This is a genomic window from Streptomyces sp. CNH189, from assembly GCF_000527195.1.
Map to the genome: position 1 here is coordinate 21210 of NZ_AZUS01000001.1, position 17059 is coordinate 38268.

The 17059-nt window shown below is 71.1% G+C and carries 16 protein-coding genes; 7 read left to right on the forward strand and 9 right to left on the reverse strand.

All coding sequences use genetic code 11. The features are described from left to right. Window positions 1-187 precede the first annotated feature (187 nt). Both B100_RS0100090 and B100_RS0100095 read left to right on the forward strand, forming a co-directional pair. Window positions 188-877: a maleylpyruvate isomerase family mycothiol-dependent enzyme gene (locus tag B100_RS0100090; RefSeq protein ID WP_024882433.1), complete on the forward strand. Its 690-nt coding sequence runs from the start codon at window positions 188-190 to the stop codon at window positions 875-877. 39 nt (window positions 878-916) lie between these two features. Further along, on the forward strand, window positions 917-1573 hold the full coding sequence (locus B100_RS0100095) for an MBL fold metallo-hydrolase (protein WP_024882434.1): 657 nt from the start codon (window positions 917-919) through the stop codon (window positions 1571-1573). 21 nt (window positions 1574-1594) lie between these two features. Here the strand turns inward: B100_RS0100095 and aroQ are convergent, their stop codons facing one another. The 7 genes from aroQ to B100_RS0100130 form a co-directional block, all read right to left on the reverse strand. Further along, window positions 1595-2068, reverse strand: coding sequence for a type II 3-dehydroquinate dehydratase (gene aroQ, locus B100_RS0100100; RefSeq protein WP_024882435.1), 474 nt, complete (start codon window positions 2066-2068; stop codon window positions 1595-1597). 197 nt (window positions 2069-2265) lie between these two features. Further along, window positions 2266-3366 (reverse strand): ionic transporter y4hA, encoded by a 1101-nt coding sequence (locus B100_RS0100105; protein ID WP_024882436.1) that lies wholly within the window; start codon window positions 3364-3366, stop codon window positions 2266-2268. A 308-nt stretch (window positions 3367-3674) separates the two neighbouring features. Then, the gene (locus B100_RS0100110) at window positions 3675-4676 is read right to left on the reverse strand and encodes a TerC family protein (RefSeq protein ID WP_024882437.1); all 1002 of its coding nucleotides are present in this window, start codon (window positions 4674-4676) and stop codon (window positions 3675-3677) included. Window positions 4677-4956: 280 nt separating this feature from the next. Next, complete coding sequence (locus tag B100_RS0100115) at window positions 4957-6951, reverse strand: TerD family protein (RefSeq protein WP_024882438.1); 1995 nt, start codon at window positions 6949-6951, stop codon at window positions 4957-4959. 82 nt (window positions 6952-7033) lie between these two features. Further along, a complete protein-coding gene (locus B100_RS0100120) occupies window positions 7034-7612 on the reverse strand; it encodes a TerD family protein (RefSeq protein WP_024882439.1) in 579 nt (192 codons plus the stop codon). Between the two features lie 133 nt (window positions 7613-7745). Further along, window positions 7746-9893 (reverse strand): excinuclease ABC subunit UvrB, encoded by a 2148-nt coding sequence (uvrB, locus tag B100_RS0100125; RefSeq protein ID WP_024882440.1) that lies wholly within the window; start codon window positions 9891-9893, stop codon window positions 7746-7748. A gap of 40 nt (window positions 9894-9933) precedes the next feature. Then, window positions 9934-10797, reverse strand: coding sequence for an MHYT domain-containing protein (locus B100_RS0100130; RefSeq protein WP_024882441.1), 864 nt, complete (start codon window positions 10795-10797; stop codon window positions 9934-9936). Between the two features lie 279 nt (window positions 10798-11076). Between B100_RS0100130 and B100_RS0100135 the strand changes: the two genes are divergently transcribed. Both B100_RS0100135 and B100_RS0100140 read left to right on the forward strand, forming a co-directional pair. Beyond that, on the forward strand, window positions 11077-11952 hold the full coding sequence (locus B100_RS0100135) for a glycerophosphodiester phosphodiesterase family protein (RefSeq protein WP_024882442.1): 876 nt from the start codon (window positions 11077-11079) through the stop codon (window positions 11950-11952). 65 nt (window positions 11953-12017) lie between these two features. Next, complete coding sequence (locus B100_RS0100140; RefSeq protein ID WP_024882443.1) at window positions 12018-12572, forward strand: methylated-DNA--[protein]-cysteine S-methyltransferase; 555 nt, start codon at window positions 12018-12020, stop codon at window positions 12570-12572. A gap of 153 nt (window positions 12573-12725) precedes the next feature. Here the strand turns inward: B100_RS0100140 and B100_RS0100145 are convergent, their stop codons facing one another. After that, complete coding sequence (locus B100_RS0100145) at window positions 12726-13154, reverse strand: VOC family protein (RefSeq protein ID WP_024882444.1); 429 nt, start codon at window positions 13152-13154, stop codon at window positions 12726-12728. A 99-nt stretch (window positions 13155-13253) separates the two neighbouring features. Between B100_RS0100145 and B100_RS0100150 the strand changes: the two genes are divergently transcribed. The 3 genes from B100_RS0100150 to B100_RS0100165 all read left to right on the forward strand — a co-directional run bounded on the left by B100_RS0100150 (window position 13254) and on the right by B100_RS0100165 (window position 16515). After that, window positions 13254-14165 carry a pseudouridine-5'-phosphate glycosidase gene (locus tag B100_RS0100150; protein WP_024882445.1) on the forward strand — a complete coding sequence of 304 codons (912 nt, stop codon included), beginning with the start codon at window positions 13254-13256 and terminating at the stop codon, window positions 14163-14165. Continuing rightward, the gene (locus B100_RS33550; protein WP_051489907.1) at window positions 14147-15079 is read left to right on the forward strand and encodes a PfkB family carbohydrate kinase; all 933 of its coding nucleotides are present in this window, start codon (window positions 14147-14149) and stop codon (window positions 15077-15079) included. The genes B100_RS0100150 and B100_RS33550 overlap by 19 nt, the downstream gene beginning before the upstream one ends. A 317-nt stretch (window positions 15080-15396) precedes the next feature. Then, entirely contained in the window at window positions 15397-16515 is a 1119-nt protein-coding gene (locus B100_RS0100165; protein ID WP_024882448.1) for a magnesium and cobalt transport protein CorA, read from the forward strand. Between the two features lie 34 nt (window positions 16516-16549). Here B100_RS0100165 and B100_RS0100170 read toward each other — a convergent pair whose 3' ends face one another. Beyond that, window positions 16550-16978, reverse strand: coding sequence for a CBS domain-containing protein (locus tag B100_RS0100170; RefSeq protein WP_024882449.1), 429 nt, complete (start codon window positions 16976-16978; stop codon window positions 16550-16552). Window positions 16979-17059: the final 81 nt, after the last annotated feature.

The following is a 17059-nucleotide window of genomic DNA, read 5'->3' on the forward strand; positions in this document are numbered from 1 at the left end:
CGGGGCCCCCGTCACTTTCAGACTAGGGGGAGCCACTGACAACGCCGGTTCGGATTCACGGATAGTCAACAAACCCCGGCTCTCCAGCATGCCCGACGCCGGACCCGACCTTATAGCACGTGTATTCGATTTCACTGTCGGGTTCACCTGCTTCACCCGAAGGTGTGACGCGGCTAGGGTCGGCGGCATGATGGATCACGCTGATGACCTGGTGTCTGTACACGCCGCTACCGAGCGGCTGCTCCGCGCGGTCGGCGCAGTGGACAACGCGGCTGTGACCCAGTCGTCACGCCTGCCGGGCTGGACCCGGGGTCACGTCCTCGCCCACCTGTCCCGTAACGCGGACGCCCTGGTGAACGTCTTCGAGGGCCGCCCCATGTACGTCTCCGCCGAGGCCCGGGACGCCGACATCGAGGCGGGCGCCCCGCGCCCCCTGGACGCGCAGCTCGCGGACCTGCGGGAGAGCGCGGAACGCCTCCGCGCGGCCGCCGGGCGCGTGGCGGACTGGTCCCGCGTCGTCGAACTGCGCAACGGTGTCACCGACCGTGCGGAGCGGGTGCCGTTCCGGCGCTGGATCGAGGTGGAGCTGCACCACGTGGACCTGGGGATCGGTTACGAGCTGGAGGACCTGCCGGCCGACTTCACCGAACGGGAGATCGGCTTCCTCGCCGCACGGTTCAGCGGCCACCCCGACGTGCCCGCGACCACCCTCGCCGCTACGGACGGCCGCGCCTGGACGACCGGCGGCGGGGCGGACGACGACCCGGTCGCGGTCGAGGGGACGGCCGCCGACCTGCTCGGCTGGCTCGCCGGCCGCCGGGACGGCGCCGCCCTCGCGGTGAAGGGCGGCGCTCTCCCGTCGCTGCCCCCGCTGTGAGGTCTGTCCGGTGCCGGTTCCGGCGCTAGGCTGACATCCATGACGTACAGCGGTCGGGTGACGGTCGGCGGCCCAGCACACGTGCACGAACTCAAGGACCTGATGATCACCAAGGTCGCGGTCGGCCCCATGGACAACAACGCGTACCTGCTGCGTTGCCGGGCCACCGACGAGCAACTGCTGATCGACGCGGCGAACGACGCCGGGACGCTGCTGGGCACGATCGGTGACGACGGCATCGCGTCCGTCGTCACCACCCACCGGCACGGCGACCACTGGCAGGCACTCGCGGAGGTCGTGGCCGCCACCGCCGCCCGCACCTACGCGGGCCGGCACGACGCCGAGGGCATCCCGGTGCCGACCGACGTGCCGGTCGACGACGGCGACGTCATCCGCGTCGGGCAGGTGGAGCTCACCGCCCGCCACCTCGTCGGTCACACCCCCGGCTCGATCGCCCTCGTCTACGACGACCCCCACGGGCATCCCCATGTGTTCACCGGGGACTGTCTGTTCCCGGGCGGTGTGGGCAACACCCACAAGGACCCGAAGGCGTTCGCGAGCCTCCTGCACGACGTCGAGACCAAGATCTTCGACGCGCTCCCGGACGAGACCTGGGTCTACCCGGGCCACGGCAACGACACCACTCTCGGGACCGAGCGCCCGCACCTGCGGGAGTGGCGCGAGCGGGGCTGGTGAACCGGCGGCGGCCCGCTCAGGTCACGCCTCGGCCTGTCCCGGGCCGGCCAGCGCCGCGATCCGCTCCACCGCGAACACGTACCCCTGGACACCGCACCCCGCGATGACGCCGTCGGCGCGCAGGGAGACGTAGGAGTGGTGCCGGAAGCTCTCCCTGCGGTGGATGTTGGAGATGTGGACCTCCACCACGGGCAGCCCGTCGCAGGCGTTGAGAGCGTCGAGGATCGCGACGGAGGTGTGCGAGTAGGCACCGGGGTTGATCACGATGCCGCAGTGGTTCAGCCGTGCCTCGTGGATCCAGTCCACCAGCTGCCCCTCGTGGTTGGACTGGCGGAGGTCGACGGTGCCGTTGCGGGCGGCGGCCGCCCTGGCGCACATCGCCTCGACGTCGGCCAGGGTCTCGCGCCCGTAGATCTCCGGCTGTCGCTGACCGAGCAGGTTCAGGTTCGGCCCGTTGAGAATCATGATCGGGGCGTCGGCCAGGTTGCGGGGCACGGTTCCTCCGGTCCGTCGAGGGTGCGGTTCCTCGCCGGAACCGCTGATCGCACCCGGTCTATCACGCCGCGCCGAGGTGGCCCACGCCGCTGCCGCCCACGCTGACTCCCGCCTACCGCAGGCGCCCGGGCCTCCCGGCGGCATGGTCGTCCGGGCGGCCCGGGCGCTGTCACGGGCGGGTGCGGCTCGTGCCGCCGTCAGGGGTTGATCGCGAGTTCCAGATAGGCGGCGAGCAGCACCAGGTGCACGCCTCCCTGAAGCGGTGTGGCCCGGCCCGGGACCACCGTCAGCGCGCTCACCACGACGGTCAGGGCCAGCAGCACCATGTGGGTGCTGCCGAGACCGAGGATCAGCGCGCCGGGCAGCCAAAGCGTCGCCACCGCGACGGCGGGGATGGTCAGGCCGATGCTGGCCATGGCCGACCCCAGCGCCAGGTTCATGCTGGTCTGCACCTGGTTGCGGTGTGCCGCGCGCACGGCGGCGATGGTCTCCGGCAGCAGCACCAGCAGAGCGATGATCACACCGACGACGCCGTGGCCGAGACCGGCCGCCTCCACCCCGGACTCGATCGTCGGTGAGACGCCTTTGGCCAGACCGACGACACCGACCAGGGCCAGGAGCAGCATCCCCAGGCTGATCAGCGCCGTGCGCGTGGAGGGCGCCTCGGCGTGCGCCTCGGGAGAGGGTTTCTCCCCCTGTCTCACCACCGGCAGGAAGTAGTCGCGGTGCCGCACGGTCTGGGTCGCGACGAACAGCCCGTAGAGGGTCAGCGACGCGATGGCGGCGAAGGTCAGCTGGACGGTGGAGAACTCCGCACCCGTCTTGCTCGTGGTGAACGTCGGTATCACGAGGCTGAGCGTCGCCAGTGTGGTCACGGTGGCGAGGGCGGCTCCGGTGCCCTCCGAGTTGAAGACGGCCGTCTTGTGCCGCAGCGAGCCGACGAGCAGGCTGAGTCCGAGGATGCCGTTACAGGTGATCATCACGGCGGCGAACACGGTGTCCCGGGCGAGCGTCGCGCTCTTGTCGCCGCCGTCGAGCATCAGGGTGACGATGAGCGCCACCTCGATGACCGTGACGGCGACCGCCAGGACCAGGGAGCCGAACGGCTCACCTACCCGGTGGGCGACCACCTCGGCATGGTGCACGGCCGCCAGCACCGCCCCCGCCAGGACCACGGTCACCACCACGACGATCCCGCCGGGCAGGTCCCTTCCCCAGGTCAGGGCGAGCAGTACGACAGCGAGCACCGGAACGGCGAGCGTCCATCGTGAGGCCATGGACTTGATCCGATCCGTCATGCGGCGATCGTCCCCGGCATGAGGGAGCGCGGCATTTCGAGGACTTTCGACCACCGGGCGATCGTGGAGGGCGTCGGATGTGTCACCGCCGTACGGCGACCCCTTCCGCTCCGCGATCCTGATCGTCTCGGGGTCATCATGGTCACGCATGGCCTCCTTCTACGAGTCGAGTGCGGTCTGCGCCGCCCGCGGGCGGCGCGGTGAACGTGCGGGCCCGGGAGCGTCGGCCGGCGACGTGCTGTCCTGCGCTCCCGGTGCCCGGTGTTCCTGATGTGCGGTGCCCCGATGTCGGACGGTTGTCCGACGGATCAGGCGTCGACGTCGGTCTTCGTGGAACTCTCGCCCCGGTCCGTGGCCGCCTCGGCCTCCGCCTTCTTGCGGGACGCCCGGAGGCTGGTGATCGTGGTGACGATCAGGACCGAACAGATCACGCCCAGCGAGACCGGAATGCTGATCTCGGGCACGTGCACCCCGGACTCGTGCAGGGCGTGCAGCACCAGCTTCACGCCGATGAAGCCCAGGATGATCGACAGCCCGTAGGACAGGTGGACCAGCTTCCTGAGCAGTCCGCCGATGAGGAAGTACAACTGGCGCAGACCCATCAGCGCGAACGCGTTGGCCGTGAACACGATGTACGGGTCCTGGGTCAGACCGAAGATCGCCGGGATCGAGTCCAGTGCGAACAGGACGTCGGTGGTGCCGATGGCGAGCATCACGACGAGCATCGGGGTCATGACCCGCTTGCCGTTCTGCTGGATCCACAGCTTGGTGCCGTGGTAGCGGTCGGCCACCCCGAAGCGACGCTCGGCCGCCTTGAGGAGCTTGTTCTCCTCGAACTCCTCGTCCTCCTCGTCGGCCCTGGCCTCCTGGATGAGCTTCCAGGCGGTGTAGATCAGGAAAGCACCGAAGATGTAGAACACCCAGGAGAAGCTGGCGATGATGGCGGCACCGGCGGCGATGAATATCGCGCGCAGCACCAGGGCGATGAGCACGCCGACCAGCAGTACGCGCTGCTGGTACTGCGAGGGCACCGCGAACTTCGCCATGATCAGCACGAAGACGAAGAGGTTGTCGACGCTCAGCGACTTCTCGGTGATGTAGCCGGCGAAGAACTCGCCCGCCGGCTGGCCGCCTTCGAAGACCAGCAGCCCGAGCCCGAAGAGCCCGGCCAGGACGATCCAGACGACGGTCCAGATCCCGGCCTCCTTGACGGACACGTCATGAGGTTTGCGGCCGATGAAGAAATCGACGGCGATCAGGGCGCACAGGCCCACGATCGTCAAGACCCACAGGGTCAGGGAAACATCCACTGCGCCTCCGGCAGATACGTCACACGGCAAATGTCAGCGTCGTCGCTGCCGGAGGTCTCTTCCACCCAAGCCTGGACGCTTGCTGCGCCCGGGCGGTTGGGCCGACGCCCCGGGATCTGGCCTGATCCGTATTGACGGGGTCGCCGCACAGACAGGGAGTACTCCCCTCCGTGCGGCCAAGACTACCCAATCACCAAGGATTGGTAAAGAGATCGATAAAGGAAGCACAAAATCCCTGGTCAGAGGGCTTTACACGTCCTTGGTCAAAGGTGTTGGAGGCTCACCTGTTCCACGTCCGGCGGGCCTGTGCGACCCGGGTGAGCACCTGACGCAGCACCTGGCTGCCCGGTGGCACGACCGGCGGCTCGTAGGTCCAGGCGTGCCCCACCCACGGGTCGGCGAGGTGATCGTCCGGCACCGCGGTCAGTCGCAGCAGCGAACGCCACAGCGGGTCGAGCAGCGGCCCGTATCCCGCGGACTCCTCGCGGTCCGCGACCATCATGAGGTGGACGCCGACCGACGGCCCTTCGTCGACGAGGTAGCGCAGCTGGTTCACGGCACGGTCGTCGAAGCCGTGCGGGAAGTCGTTGACGATCAGCAACTGCTGCGAGGTGTCGAACCCGGGCGGCAGCGCGTCGGGGGCGCCGCCGCGCAGCGCCATCTGGACCAGGTCGACCCGCTGCGTCAGCCGGGCCAGCACCTCCGTCACCCCCGCGGCGCCCTGGGCGGGGGTGACGGCGAGGACGCCGGTCTGGGTCAGCGGTGCGAGCGCCTGCGCCCCGGATCCGGCCGGATCGATGACGTGCACGGTGAACTCGCCCGCGGGGTAGACGGCGAGCAGTCGGGCCGCGTGCGCCACCGCGGTCTCCATGGCCAGGCGCCGCATGTCGTGGGAGTCCGTGAACGACCCGTCCAGGGCGTCGGTGCGTCCGCTGTCGATCCACAGCCCGCGCTCCAGCGGCAGCCTGAGCAGCATGGGAATGCGGATCGACTCGGCCTCGGGAAGCCGGAGGTCGCCCAGACGCAGCGCCATGGGTATCTCCATCGGCACCCGGTGGGCGTGCCAGCAGGGGTTGTCCCAGCGGGCGAAGGCCGGGGGCAGGGCCGGCTCGACGACCTCGGCCTCGGCGACGAGCTGGGCGACGTCCCGGTCGAGGGACGCCCGCGCCTGGTCGACGAGTTGCGCGTACCGGGTACGGGCCGCCTCCCGGGCGGCGTCGCCCTGCCCGCCGATGCGGCTGCGCGGGTCGGACAGGGCCTGCTCAAGCTCCTTGTCCATCCGCGATTCGGCGAAGTCCACCGCGCTGCGGTACGCGGCGGTGGTGCGGGCCAGGTCCTCGAACATGCCCCAGACCTGGTTGTAGAGCCGCTCCTCCATGGACCAGCCGGTCGCGTCGCCGGCCACCGGCCGCGCGGGCTGTCCGGGCTGCGCCGGGGGTGCCGCGGGCGGGGGCGGGGGCGGAGCGGAGGTCTGTCTGCGGGGGTGGCTGTAGTTGACGGGACCCCCGCCGGTGGTGGCGTGCGGGTCCGCGTTGCCGTAGGCGGGCTGCGGTCCGCCCTCGCCCTGGCCGCCGACCGGCTGTCCGCCGAACGACGGCGCGGGGCCGGGGGTGCCTTGGGGGGCGGCGCCCTGGTCGGGACCGACCGCGGGGGCCGCCGCCTGCCGGGAGCGGTCTCCGTCGGCCGGGCGGGGCGGGGGCGCCTGGACGGAGCGGGCGAGGCCCCGGGCGACCGCCTCGTCGATGCCGGCCGCGAGCTGCACGGCCTCGGGCAGTCCCTGGTCGGCGAAGAGTTCGGCCAGTCCGCCCGCGTAGCCCTGGCCCACGGCGCGCACCTTCCAGGCGCCCTGACGCCGGTAGAGCTCCAGCGCGACGACGGCGGTCTCGGCCTCCAGGCCGGTGATGGTATAGCTGGCGACCTCGGCGCCGTCGAGTCCCGTGACGGCGACGAAGGGGGCCGCCACGGCCCCGAAGCGGGCCGGCCCCGCGCCGCCGTTCGCGGCGGGCAGGGCGAGCAGCACGCTGACACGGTGGACCGCGTCGGTCACGGCGTCCAGGTCCACCGCGAGACGGTGGTCGGCGGCCGCCTGGCGCGACACCTCCAGACCGGGCTGCACGGGCGCGCCGGGGTGGGCCACCCACTCCGTACCGTGGATCCGCCCGTTCTCGTCACTGAGCGCGGCGGCTGCCGCGACCGGTGTGCCGGCCGAGATCCGGACTTCCAGACGGGACTGGGACAGCGGGTGGTTCTGCCCCCGCACCAGCTCGGCCGTCATCGCCTTGGTCCCCCTGCGTCGCGTTGATGTGTCGGGTGGCCGCGAACCGGCCCCGGGCGGGGGCCGGTTCACCTCCGGGTGCTCAGAGGACCGGCAGGATGGCCGGCATCAGGTCCTGGAAGGTACGGCCGTTGGCCGGGTTGCCGAGGGCCGTCATCGACCAGCCCGATCCGACGCGGTGCACCTTGGCCATGATCTGGGCGGTGAAGGCTCCGCCGCCGGCGAGCGTGTAACGGGCGAGCTCCTGGCCGTTGGTCTCGTCGACCAGGCGGCAGAAGGCGTTCTGCACCTCCTGGAACGTCTGGCCCGTGAAGGAGTTCACGGTGAAGACGATCTGGTCGATGTGGACCGGGACGCGCGACAGGTCGACGAGGATCGCCTCGTCGTCGCCGCCCTGGCCGACGCCGCCGACGAGGTTGTCACCGGTGTGGCGCACGGAGCCGTCGTCGCTCACCAGGTGGCGGAAGAAGACGACGTCGACCGGCTGCTTGTCGGCGAACAGGACGGCGGAGGCGTCCAGGTCGATCTCCCGGGTGCGCGAGCCGAACAGGCCGCGACGGGGAGCCGCCTGCCAGCCGAGACCCATGCGCACCGCGGTCAGGCTGCCGCCGTCGTTCTTCTGCAGACTGATGGCCTGACCCTTGGTCATGTTGACGGTCACGCGCTGATTCCCCTCTCGGACGTCCCCTGTTGCCGCGAAGACCGCGGTTGCCGAGAACCCTACGCAGGCGCACTGACAGTGACGTACCCCGGTCCACACTTTGTGTCGGTCTTGCAACACATTCCGGTGGACGTCAGGACAGGCCCGCCTCCTGCATCTGCCGCAGTTCCTTCTTCATCTCCGACACCTCGTCGCGCAGCCGTGCCGCGATCTCGAACTGCAGGTCGGCGGCGGCGGCCCGCATCCGCGTGGTGAGTTCCTCGATCTGCCCGGCGAGTTCGGCCGCGGGACGGTCGGTGGGCACGGTCTCGGCGGCCTTGGCCTTGGCACCCTTGGCGTTCTTCGCGCCCTTGGCCGCCTTGCCGAGGGCCGGCACGGGCGCCTTGGTGCCGCCGCCGTCCTTCTTGGCCTGGCGGTAGCCCGACCCGAGCAGCTGCTCGGTGTCGATGTCCTCGCGGGCGATCTGCGCGACGATGTCGTTGATCTTCTTGCGCAGGGGCTGCGGGTCGACGCCGTTCGCCTTGTTGTAGGCGATCTGCTTCTCCCGGCGGCGGTTGGTCTCCTCGATGGCCCTCTCCATCGCCGGCGTGATCTTGTCGGCGTACATGTGGACCTGTCCGGAGACGTTGCGCGCCGCGCGGCCGATGGTCTGGATCAGGGAGGTGCCGGACCGCAGGAAGCCTTCCTTGTCGGCGTCGAGGATCGCCACCAGGGAGACCTCGGGCAGGTCGAGCCCCTCGCGCAGCAGGTTGATGCCGACGAGGACGTCGTACTCGCCGCTGCGCAGCTCGCGCAGGAGCTCCACACGGCGCAGGGTGTCGACGTCGCTGTGCAGGTAGCGCACCTGGATGCCGAGCTCGAGGAAGTAGTCCGTGAGGTCCTCGGCCATCTTCTTGGTGAGCGTGGTGACCAGGACGCGCTCGTCCTTCTCCACGCGGGTGCGGATCTCGTGGACCAGGTCGTCGATCTGGCCCTCGGTGGGCTTGACGACGACCTCGGGGTCGACGAGGCCGGTCGGGCGGATGATCTGCTCGACGAAGCCGTCGGAGCGGGAGAGCTCGTACTGCCCGGGGGTGGCCGACAGGTACACGGTCTGGCCGACGCGCTCCTGGAACTCCTCCCACTTCAGCGGGCGGTTGTCCAGGGCGGAGGGCAGCCGGAAGCCGTGGTCGACGAGGGTGCGCTTGCGGGAGGCGTCGCCCTCGTACATGGCGCCGATCTGCGGGACGGTGACATGCGACTCGTCGATGACGAGCAGGAAGTCGTCCGGGAAGTAGTCCAGCAGGGTGTTGGGCGGGGAGCCCGGGGAGCGGCCGTCGAAGTGCATCGAGTAGTTCTCCACGCCGGAGCAGGAGCCGATCTGGCGGAGCATCTCGATGTCGTAGGTGGTCCGCATGCGCAGTCGCTGGGCCTCCAGCAGCTTGCCCTGCTTCTCCATCTCCGTGAGGCGCTCGACGAGCTCCTTCTCGATGTCGTTGACCGCGCGCTCCAGGCGCTCGGGGCCGGCGACGTAGTGGGAGGCGGGGAAGACGTAGAGCTGCTGGTCGTCGCTGATGATCTCGCCGGTGAGCGGGTGCAGCGTGGACAGCGCCTCGATCTCGTCGCCGAACATCTCGATGCGGACGGCGAGCTCCTCGTAGACCGGGAAGATCTCGATGGTGTCGCCCCGGACGCGGAAGGTGCCGCGGCTGAAGGCCATGTCGTTGCGCGTGTACTGGATGTCCACGAAGCGGCGCAGCAGTTCGTCGCGGTCGAACTCGTCGCCGACGCGGAGGGGCACCATGCGGTCCACGTACTCCTGCGGCGTGCCCAGGCCGTAGATGCAGGAGACGGAGGCGACCACGACGACGTCGCGGCGGGTGAGCAGCGAGTTGGTCGCCGAGTGCCGCAGCCGCTCGACCTCCTCGTTGATCGAGGAGTCCTTCTCGATGTAGGTGTCCGACTGCGGGACGTACGCCTCGGGCTGGTAGTAGTCGTAGTACGACACGAAGTACTCGACCGCGTTGTTCGGCAGCAGCTCGCGGAACTCGTTGGCCAGCTGGGCGGCCAGGGTCTTGTTCGGCGCCATGACCAGGGTGGGGCGCTGGAGCTTCTCGATCATCCACGCGGTGGTGGCGGACTTGCCGGTGCCGGTGGCGCCGAGCAGAACGACGTCCTGCTCGCCCGCCTCGATGCGCCGGGCGAGCTCGGCGATGGCCGCGGGCTGGTCGCCGTTGGGCTGGTAGGGGCTGACGACCTCGAAGGGCGCCACCGTGCGTTCGATCTTGGAAACGGGCCGCATGCCATCCACGGTACGACCCCCCACTGACAACGGGTCCGGGTCAGCGTCGCTGGGGCGTGCGGGCGCGGTGTTCCACGGGGCCGCGGGCGCTCAGCCGGGCGCGCGGTGAGGGGTGGTGGGCCGGGGAGTGGGCGGGGATGCCGGGGCGGGGGTCGGTGGCGGGCGCCGCGGGCCGGCCCATGACCACCAGCGGGTCGAAGATGACCACGATGCCCGCGAGGACGAGGACGGCCAGTGGGCCGACCATCATGGGGCCGAGCAGCGCGGCGGCGGACTCTCCCGTGTCGGGCGCGGCCGTGCCGTGCACGTGGACGTCGACGGCGGCCATGCCCAGGTAGTGCATTCCGGTGACCGCGAGACCCATGACCAGACTCGCGCCCACGCTCCACAGGAAGCCCCTGGCCTGGCCCGCAGCCCACAGGGCGGCGCTGGCGGCGGCCATGGCGACGGCCACGGAGGCGGCGACGGTGAGGGTGTTGTACTCCAGCTGTCCGTCGAGGCTCATGCCGGCCATGCCGAGGTAGTGCATGGAGGCCATGCCGAGACCGGTGACGGTCCCCCCGGTGAACAGGGCCGTCCCGGTGGCGCCCTTGTAGCCGACGATGAAGATGCCGATGCCCACCATGACGACGGCGACGGCCAGGCTCGCGAAGGTCATCGCGCGGTCGTAGCGGATCGGCGTCCCCTCGACGGTGAAGCCCATCATCGCGATGAAGTGCATCGTCCAGATGCCCGCGCCGATGGTCGCCGCGCCCAGGGCGAGCCAGCCGGGACGCCAGGAGCGGGGCGCCAGCCCGGCCCGGGCGGTGCAGCGCAGCCCGAGTGCTCCGCCGAGGCAGGCCATGAGATAGGCCACCAAGGGTGTGACCATGCCGTAACTGAAACCGTCGACCGTGCCTTGCATGCGCGGCTGCCCTTCCCGCCCTGTACGTCCCGCGTTGACCCGTTGTGCGCCCCCTCCCAGGACCGCAGCGGCGGCCAGGGTGTCGCAGAGAGTATGACCCCCACCGGAATGGTCGAACGACTATCCGGCAAAGAAACACGTCCTTGCCCCAGGTGTGTGGCACCGGTGTGCGGGGTCGGGGCGCCGGCGTTCGGTCTGTGGCCATTTCGCGCCCGTCTCGCGTTGACCCTCTGCTGTCACAGTGGTTCTGACCGTGACCGTTCGACGCGAGGAGTCCGCATGCACGCTCGTGCTGTCGCCGCATCGACCACCGCGCTCCTGGGAACCGCCGCCTTCCTGCTCCCGCTCTCCCCGGCCCGGGCCGCCGACGGCTCCGCCACCGCTCCGGTGGTCGTCGCCCATCGTGGCGCCTCCGGGTACGCCCCGGAGAACACGCTGGCGGCTGTCGACAAGGCGGCCGACCTGGGCACCGCGTGGGTGGAGAACGACGTCCAGCGCACCAAGGACGGTGAGCTCGTCGTCGTCCACGACGACAGCCTGCAGCGCACCACCGACGTCGAGGAGGTCTTCCCCGACCGGGCGCCGTGGAAGGTGAAGGACTTCACCGCCGCCGAGATCGCCCGCCTGGACGCCGGCGGCTGGTTCGACCCCGCGTACGCGGGCGCGCGCGTGCCGACGCTGGAGCAGTTCGTGCACCGGGTCGACCAGCACCGGCAGAAGCTGCTGCTGGAGATCAAGAATCCGGAGCTGTACCCCGGCATCGAGCGGGACATCCTCAAGGTCCTCGACAACGAGGGGTGGCTCGACCGCGCGCACGTGCAGCAGCGGCTGATCATGCAGAGCTTCAGCGCGGACAGCGTACGTACGGTCCACGAGCTGAAGCCCGATGTGAAGACCGGCTTCCTCGGGACGCCTCCGGTCGCCGACCTGCCGGTGTACGCGGCCTTCGCCGACCAGATCAACCCGTCGCACAGCTCCCTCACCGCCGCCTACGTCAGCGCGGTGCACGGCTTCGAGGGCGCGCACGGCAAGCGGCTGGAGACGTTCACCTGGACGGTGAACGACGCGGCCGCCGCCCGGCGGGGTGCCGGGTTCGGGGTGGACGGGATCATCACGAACCGTCCCGACGTGGTGCGCGACGCGGTGGGAGGCTGAGCCTTCGGCCCTTGAGTCCGCCCGGCCCCGGGGCGTTGTCGGTGGCGGGCCGTACGGTGGGGCGCATGGACAGCGATGGGCGGTACGAGCAGCGGGTCGTGTGGGCCGTCGTGGACAGCGGCATCGGCCCGCTGCTGTTGGCCGCGACCCGCGAGGGCCTGGTCAACGTGGTGTTCCACGCCACCGACGAGGTGCGCGACAGGGCGCTGGAGCGGCTGGCGTCCCGGCTCGGCGGCGAGCCCGTGGAGGAACCCGGCTCTCCCCTGCTGGCCGAGGCGATACGCCAGGTCCACGCCTACTTCGCGGGTGAGCGGAACTCCTTCGAGCTGCCGCTGGACTGGTCGCTGATCTCGGGCTTCAACCGCGAGGTGCTGCGGGAACTGGCCACGGGCGTGCCGTTCGGCACGGTGGTGGGGTACGGCGATCTGGCGGGGCGGGTCGGTCAGCCCGGCGCCGCGCAGGCCGTGGGCATGGCCATGGGCGCCAATCCGCTGCCGGTGGTCGTGCCCTGTCACCGGGTCGTGGAGAGCGGGGGCGGCATCGGCGGTTTCGGGGGCGGGCTGGAGACGAAGAGGCGGCTGCTCGCCCTGGAGGGTGTGCTGCCCGAGCCGCTGTTCTGACGACGGCGCGACGACCGCGAGGCCGGTGGGCGATGTCACCTGCCCGCCTGCCGTCGTTCGTCGGTCGTCGCCGCGGCGTGCTCGTTGCTGCCGTGCCTGCGTCGTCGTGGCGCGCCTCAGTCGTCGTGGCGCGCCATCGTGGTGGCGGGCCCCTCAGTCGTAGTGCCGGGCCTCGAAGACGTTGCCGTCGGGGTCGCGGAAGTAGAAACTGCGCTTGGCCAGGCCGCGGGCCCCGAAGGAGTCGTGCGCGACGTCCGACACCGGCACGGACTGCTCCCGCAGGCGGTCGAGGAGCGTGTCGAAGGCGGCCGCGGTCAGGGACAGACAGACGTGGTTGACGGGATGGCCGGAACTCTCGGCGGCCCCGGGGAGCATCGACATGCGGTCCGCCTTGGACCGTGGCATGAGGTCGAGGATCGTCTCCCCGTTGACGCGTACCGAGGGGAAGGGCGCCTCTCCGACCGAGAAAGCGTCGAGCCTGACCGGCTCCAGTCCCACGGCCTTCTCGTAGAAGTGCGCGGCGGCGATGGGATCGCTCACCCACAGGACGACATGGTCGAGCCGGGTCTCGTGGTCCGTCATGGTGACAGCCTCCGCGAACCCTGGGACGGGCCGCAAGGGTTTGGCCCGGTGTGGCGCTCGCCAGAGATGGAGGGAGAGGCGGCAGACGGGAGGCAGCGCGTGGTGCTCATGGTGTCGGAAGAGGTACAGGAGGCGTTCGCGGCGGGCCGGCCGGTGGTGGCCCTGGAGTCCACGATCATCGCCCACGGACTCCCCCGGCCACGCAATCTCCAGGTGGCGCGGGAGCTGGAGGCCGTGGTGCGACGGGAGGGCGCGGTGCCGGCGACGATCGCCGTGCTGGACGGGAAGCCACGGGCCGGCCTGGACAAGGAGCAGCTGGAGCGGGTCGCGAACGAGGACGGCATCCGCAAGCTGGGCCACCGTGATCTGCCGCTCGCGGTAGCAGCGGGGGCGAGCGGGGCGACGACGGTGTCGGCGACCGCGCTGCTTGCGGCGCTCGCGGGGGTCCGGGTGTTCGCCACCGGTGGGCTCGGGGGTGTGCACCGGGAGTGGACCGTCACCCAGGACGAGTCGGCCGACCTGGGGCTGTTGGCACGCACCCGGATCACCGTGGTGTGCGCGGGGGTGAAGTCGATCCTGGACGTGCCGGCGACCCTGCAGCGGCTGGAGACGCTGGGAGTGGCGGTCGCCGGGTACGGCACGGACCGCTTCCCCGGCTTCTACCTGTCGGACTCGGGGCATCCCGTGGACTGGCGGCTGGACACCCCGGATCAGGTGGCCCGGGTCATGCGGGCGCAGGACGCGGTGGGCGGACCGGAATCGGCGCTGATCGTGGCCAACCCGGTGCCGGAGGACGAGCAGCTGGATCCCGGGGTGCACACGCGGGTGCTCGACGAGGCGCTGCGGGCGTGCGAGGAGGCCGGGGTCACCGGCCAGGGGGTCACCCCGTTCCTGCTGGACCACCTGGTGCGGCACACCGACGGCGCCTCCCTGGAGGCCAATCTGGCGGCGGTGCGGGGCAACGTGCGGCTGGCGGCCCGGGTGGCGGCGGCCTGGACCGCCGCGGAGTGACCGGGCGGGCGCGGGGCAGGGCGTTGCTGGTCGTCGGGGACGTGATCACGGACGTGGTCGCGCGGCACCCGGGCCCGCTCGCCGCGGGCACGGACACCGCGGCCGTGATCCGCACGGTGCCGGGCGGGGCGGGCGCCAACGTGGCCTGCTGGGCCGTTCACCGGGGTGGCTGCGAGGTACGCCTGTTGGGTCGGGTGGGTTCGGACGCGGCGGCGTGGCACGAGCGGGAGCTGATCGCCTGCGGCGTGCGCCCGCGGTTGGTCGTGGACGACGAGGTGCCCACGGGGACGGTCGTCTGCCTGGTCGACGGGCAGGCGGAGGCCGAGCGGACCTTCCTCACGGACAGTGGGGCGTCGCTGCGGCTCGGTCCTGAGGACTGGTCGGACATGCTGCTGGAGGGGGTGGCGCGGCTGCATCTGTCGGGTTATCTGCTGTTCGGCGACAGCAGCCGCGCCCTTGTGGCGGTGGCGCTGAAGGCGGCAGCGGCGCGCGGGATTCCGGTGAGTACGGACCCGGCGTCGGCCGGGTTCCTCGCCAGGCTGGGCCCGGACCGTTTCCTGTCGCTGGTGGAGGGTGTGGACGTCCTGCTGCCCAGCCGGGACGAGGCGTGCCTGCTGGCGGGTCGCTCCGACGTGGCGGAGGCGGCGGCGCGGTTGAGCCGGCGGATTCCGCTGGTGGTGGTCAAGCAGGGCGCGGAGGGTGCGCTGCTGGCACGGTCCGGCGAGGTGTGGGCCCGTGTCCCGGCCGTGCCGGTGACGCCCCGGGACACCACCGGTGCCGGAGACGCCTTCACGGGAGCCTTCCTCGCGGCTCTGCTCGCGGGCGCGCTGCCCGAGAAGGCGGCGGAGGAGGGGTGCCGGGCGGGAGCTCGGGCGGTGGAGCGGACCGGAGCGCGGCCGCCGGCGCGGGGCTGAGCGGGCAGCGGTATGCGCTGAGCAGCGGGGCGGTACGGGACCGTCCGGCTCTCGCCCCACGGCCGACCGTCGCTTCGTCGACCCACGACCGACCGCCGCTTCGGGACCGGCCGTCGGACTGCGCGGCACCCCTCGACGGCATGCGCGGCACCGACCGTGCCGGTCGACGAGGGCTGCGCCGCCCTGTTGTCCACAGGCGGGAACCAAGCGGAAGTTGACGTTTCCACAGGCCCGGACGAGGACGGCCGGTGGCTGGCAGACTGGCGCGGCAGGGTCGACGAGCAGGTCGGCACGGGGGATCACGCTAGGGGGACCGAATGTCGATGGCGGGGAATGTGCGGAAGGTCAGGGGTCTCGGCCGGGTCGGCAGGCTGCGCAGGCTGGCGCGCCGCCGTCCCCGGGTCGATCTGAGCCACCCCGCCCGGTCCCCACTGGGCTCCTCGGTGGTCAACTGCGTGACCTACCGGGACGGTCACCGTGTCTCCGTGCCCGGGGATGCGGCCGACGCCGTCAAGTTGGTCCGCGAGAGCGGGGAGGGGTTCGTCTGGCTGGGGCTGCACGAGCCGACGAGCCGGGAGTTCGCCGGCATCGCCGAGCTGTTCGACCTGCATCCGCTGGCGGTGGAGGACGCCGTCGAGGCCCACCAGCGGCCCAAGCTGGAGCGGTACGGCGAGACGCTGTTCGCCGTGTTCAAGACGGTCTGCTACGTCGAGCACGAGGAACTGACCGCGAACAGCGAGGTGGTGGACACGGGCGAGATCATGGTCTTCGTCGGCCCCGACTTCGTGGTGACCGTGCGGCACGGGCGGCACGGTTCGCTGGGGCCGCTGCGCGAAGGGCTGGAGTCCGATCCCGGGCGGCTGGTCCAGGGGCCGTCCACGGTGCTGCATGCCATCGCGGACCAGGTGGTCGACGACTATCTGAGCGTGACCGACTCGGTCCAGGAGGACATGGACCAAGTCGAGACGGACGTCTTCGCGGAGCACGGCGCCCGGGTCGATCCGGGCCGCATCTACCAGCTCAAGCGCGAACTGCTGGAGCTGAAGCGGGCCGTGGTGCCGCTCGGCCGGCCGCTGGAGGAGCTGGCCACCCGGCCGAGCCGGGTGATCGCCCCGGACATGCAGGCGTACTTCCGCGACGTCGCCGACCATCTGCAGCGGGCGACCGAACAGATAGCGGCGTTCGACGAGTTGATCAACTCGATCCTCCAGGCCCACCTGGCGCGGGTCACGGTCGCCCAGAACGAGGACATGCGGAAGATCACCGCCTGGGCGGCGATCGTCGCGGTGCCGACCATGGTGTGCGGGGTGTACGGCATGAACTTCGACCACATGCCGGAGCTGCACTGGCGGTACGGCTACGGCATGGTCCTCGCGGTGATATCCGTGGCCTGCGGACTGCTCCACCGGGCGTTCCGGCGCAGCGGCTGGCTGTGACGTCCGCCGGCCACACCACCGGCGGGCGGCGGGGTCAGCCCGAGGCGGACCGGGCGTAGACGCTCTCGGCGAAGGCGGCGATCTGTTCGTCCGTCAGGTGCTGGGCCAGGTCGGCCTCGCTGATCATGCCGACGAGGCGCTTGTCGTCGATGACGGGCAGGCGGCGGATCTGGTGGGTCCGCATCTCGTTGAGCACGTCGTCGATGTCGGCGTCGGACGCGATCCATCGTGGTGTGCCCTTGGCCATCTCGCCCGCGGTGACCCGGGCGGGGTCGTGGCCCATGGCGACACAGCCTACGACGATGTCGCGGTCGGTGAGGATGCCGCAGAGCCGCTCGTTCTCGTCACTGATGGGCAGCGCGCCGACGTTCAGCTCGCGCATCAACTGTGCCGCGCGGTCGAGGGTTTCGTGCGCGGGGATCCACTGGGCGCCGCGGTGCATGATGTCTCCGGCGGTGGTCATGAGGTACCTCCCGGTGCCGGACGGCCGGCGCGGCGCGGGGGCGCGCCGCGAGTCCCGACGCCCTTCATTGTCGCCGGGTCG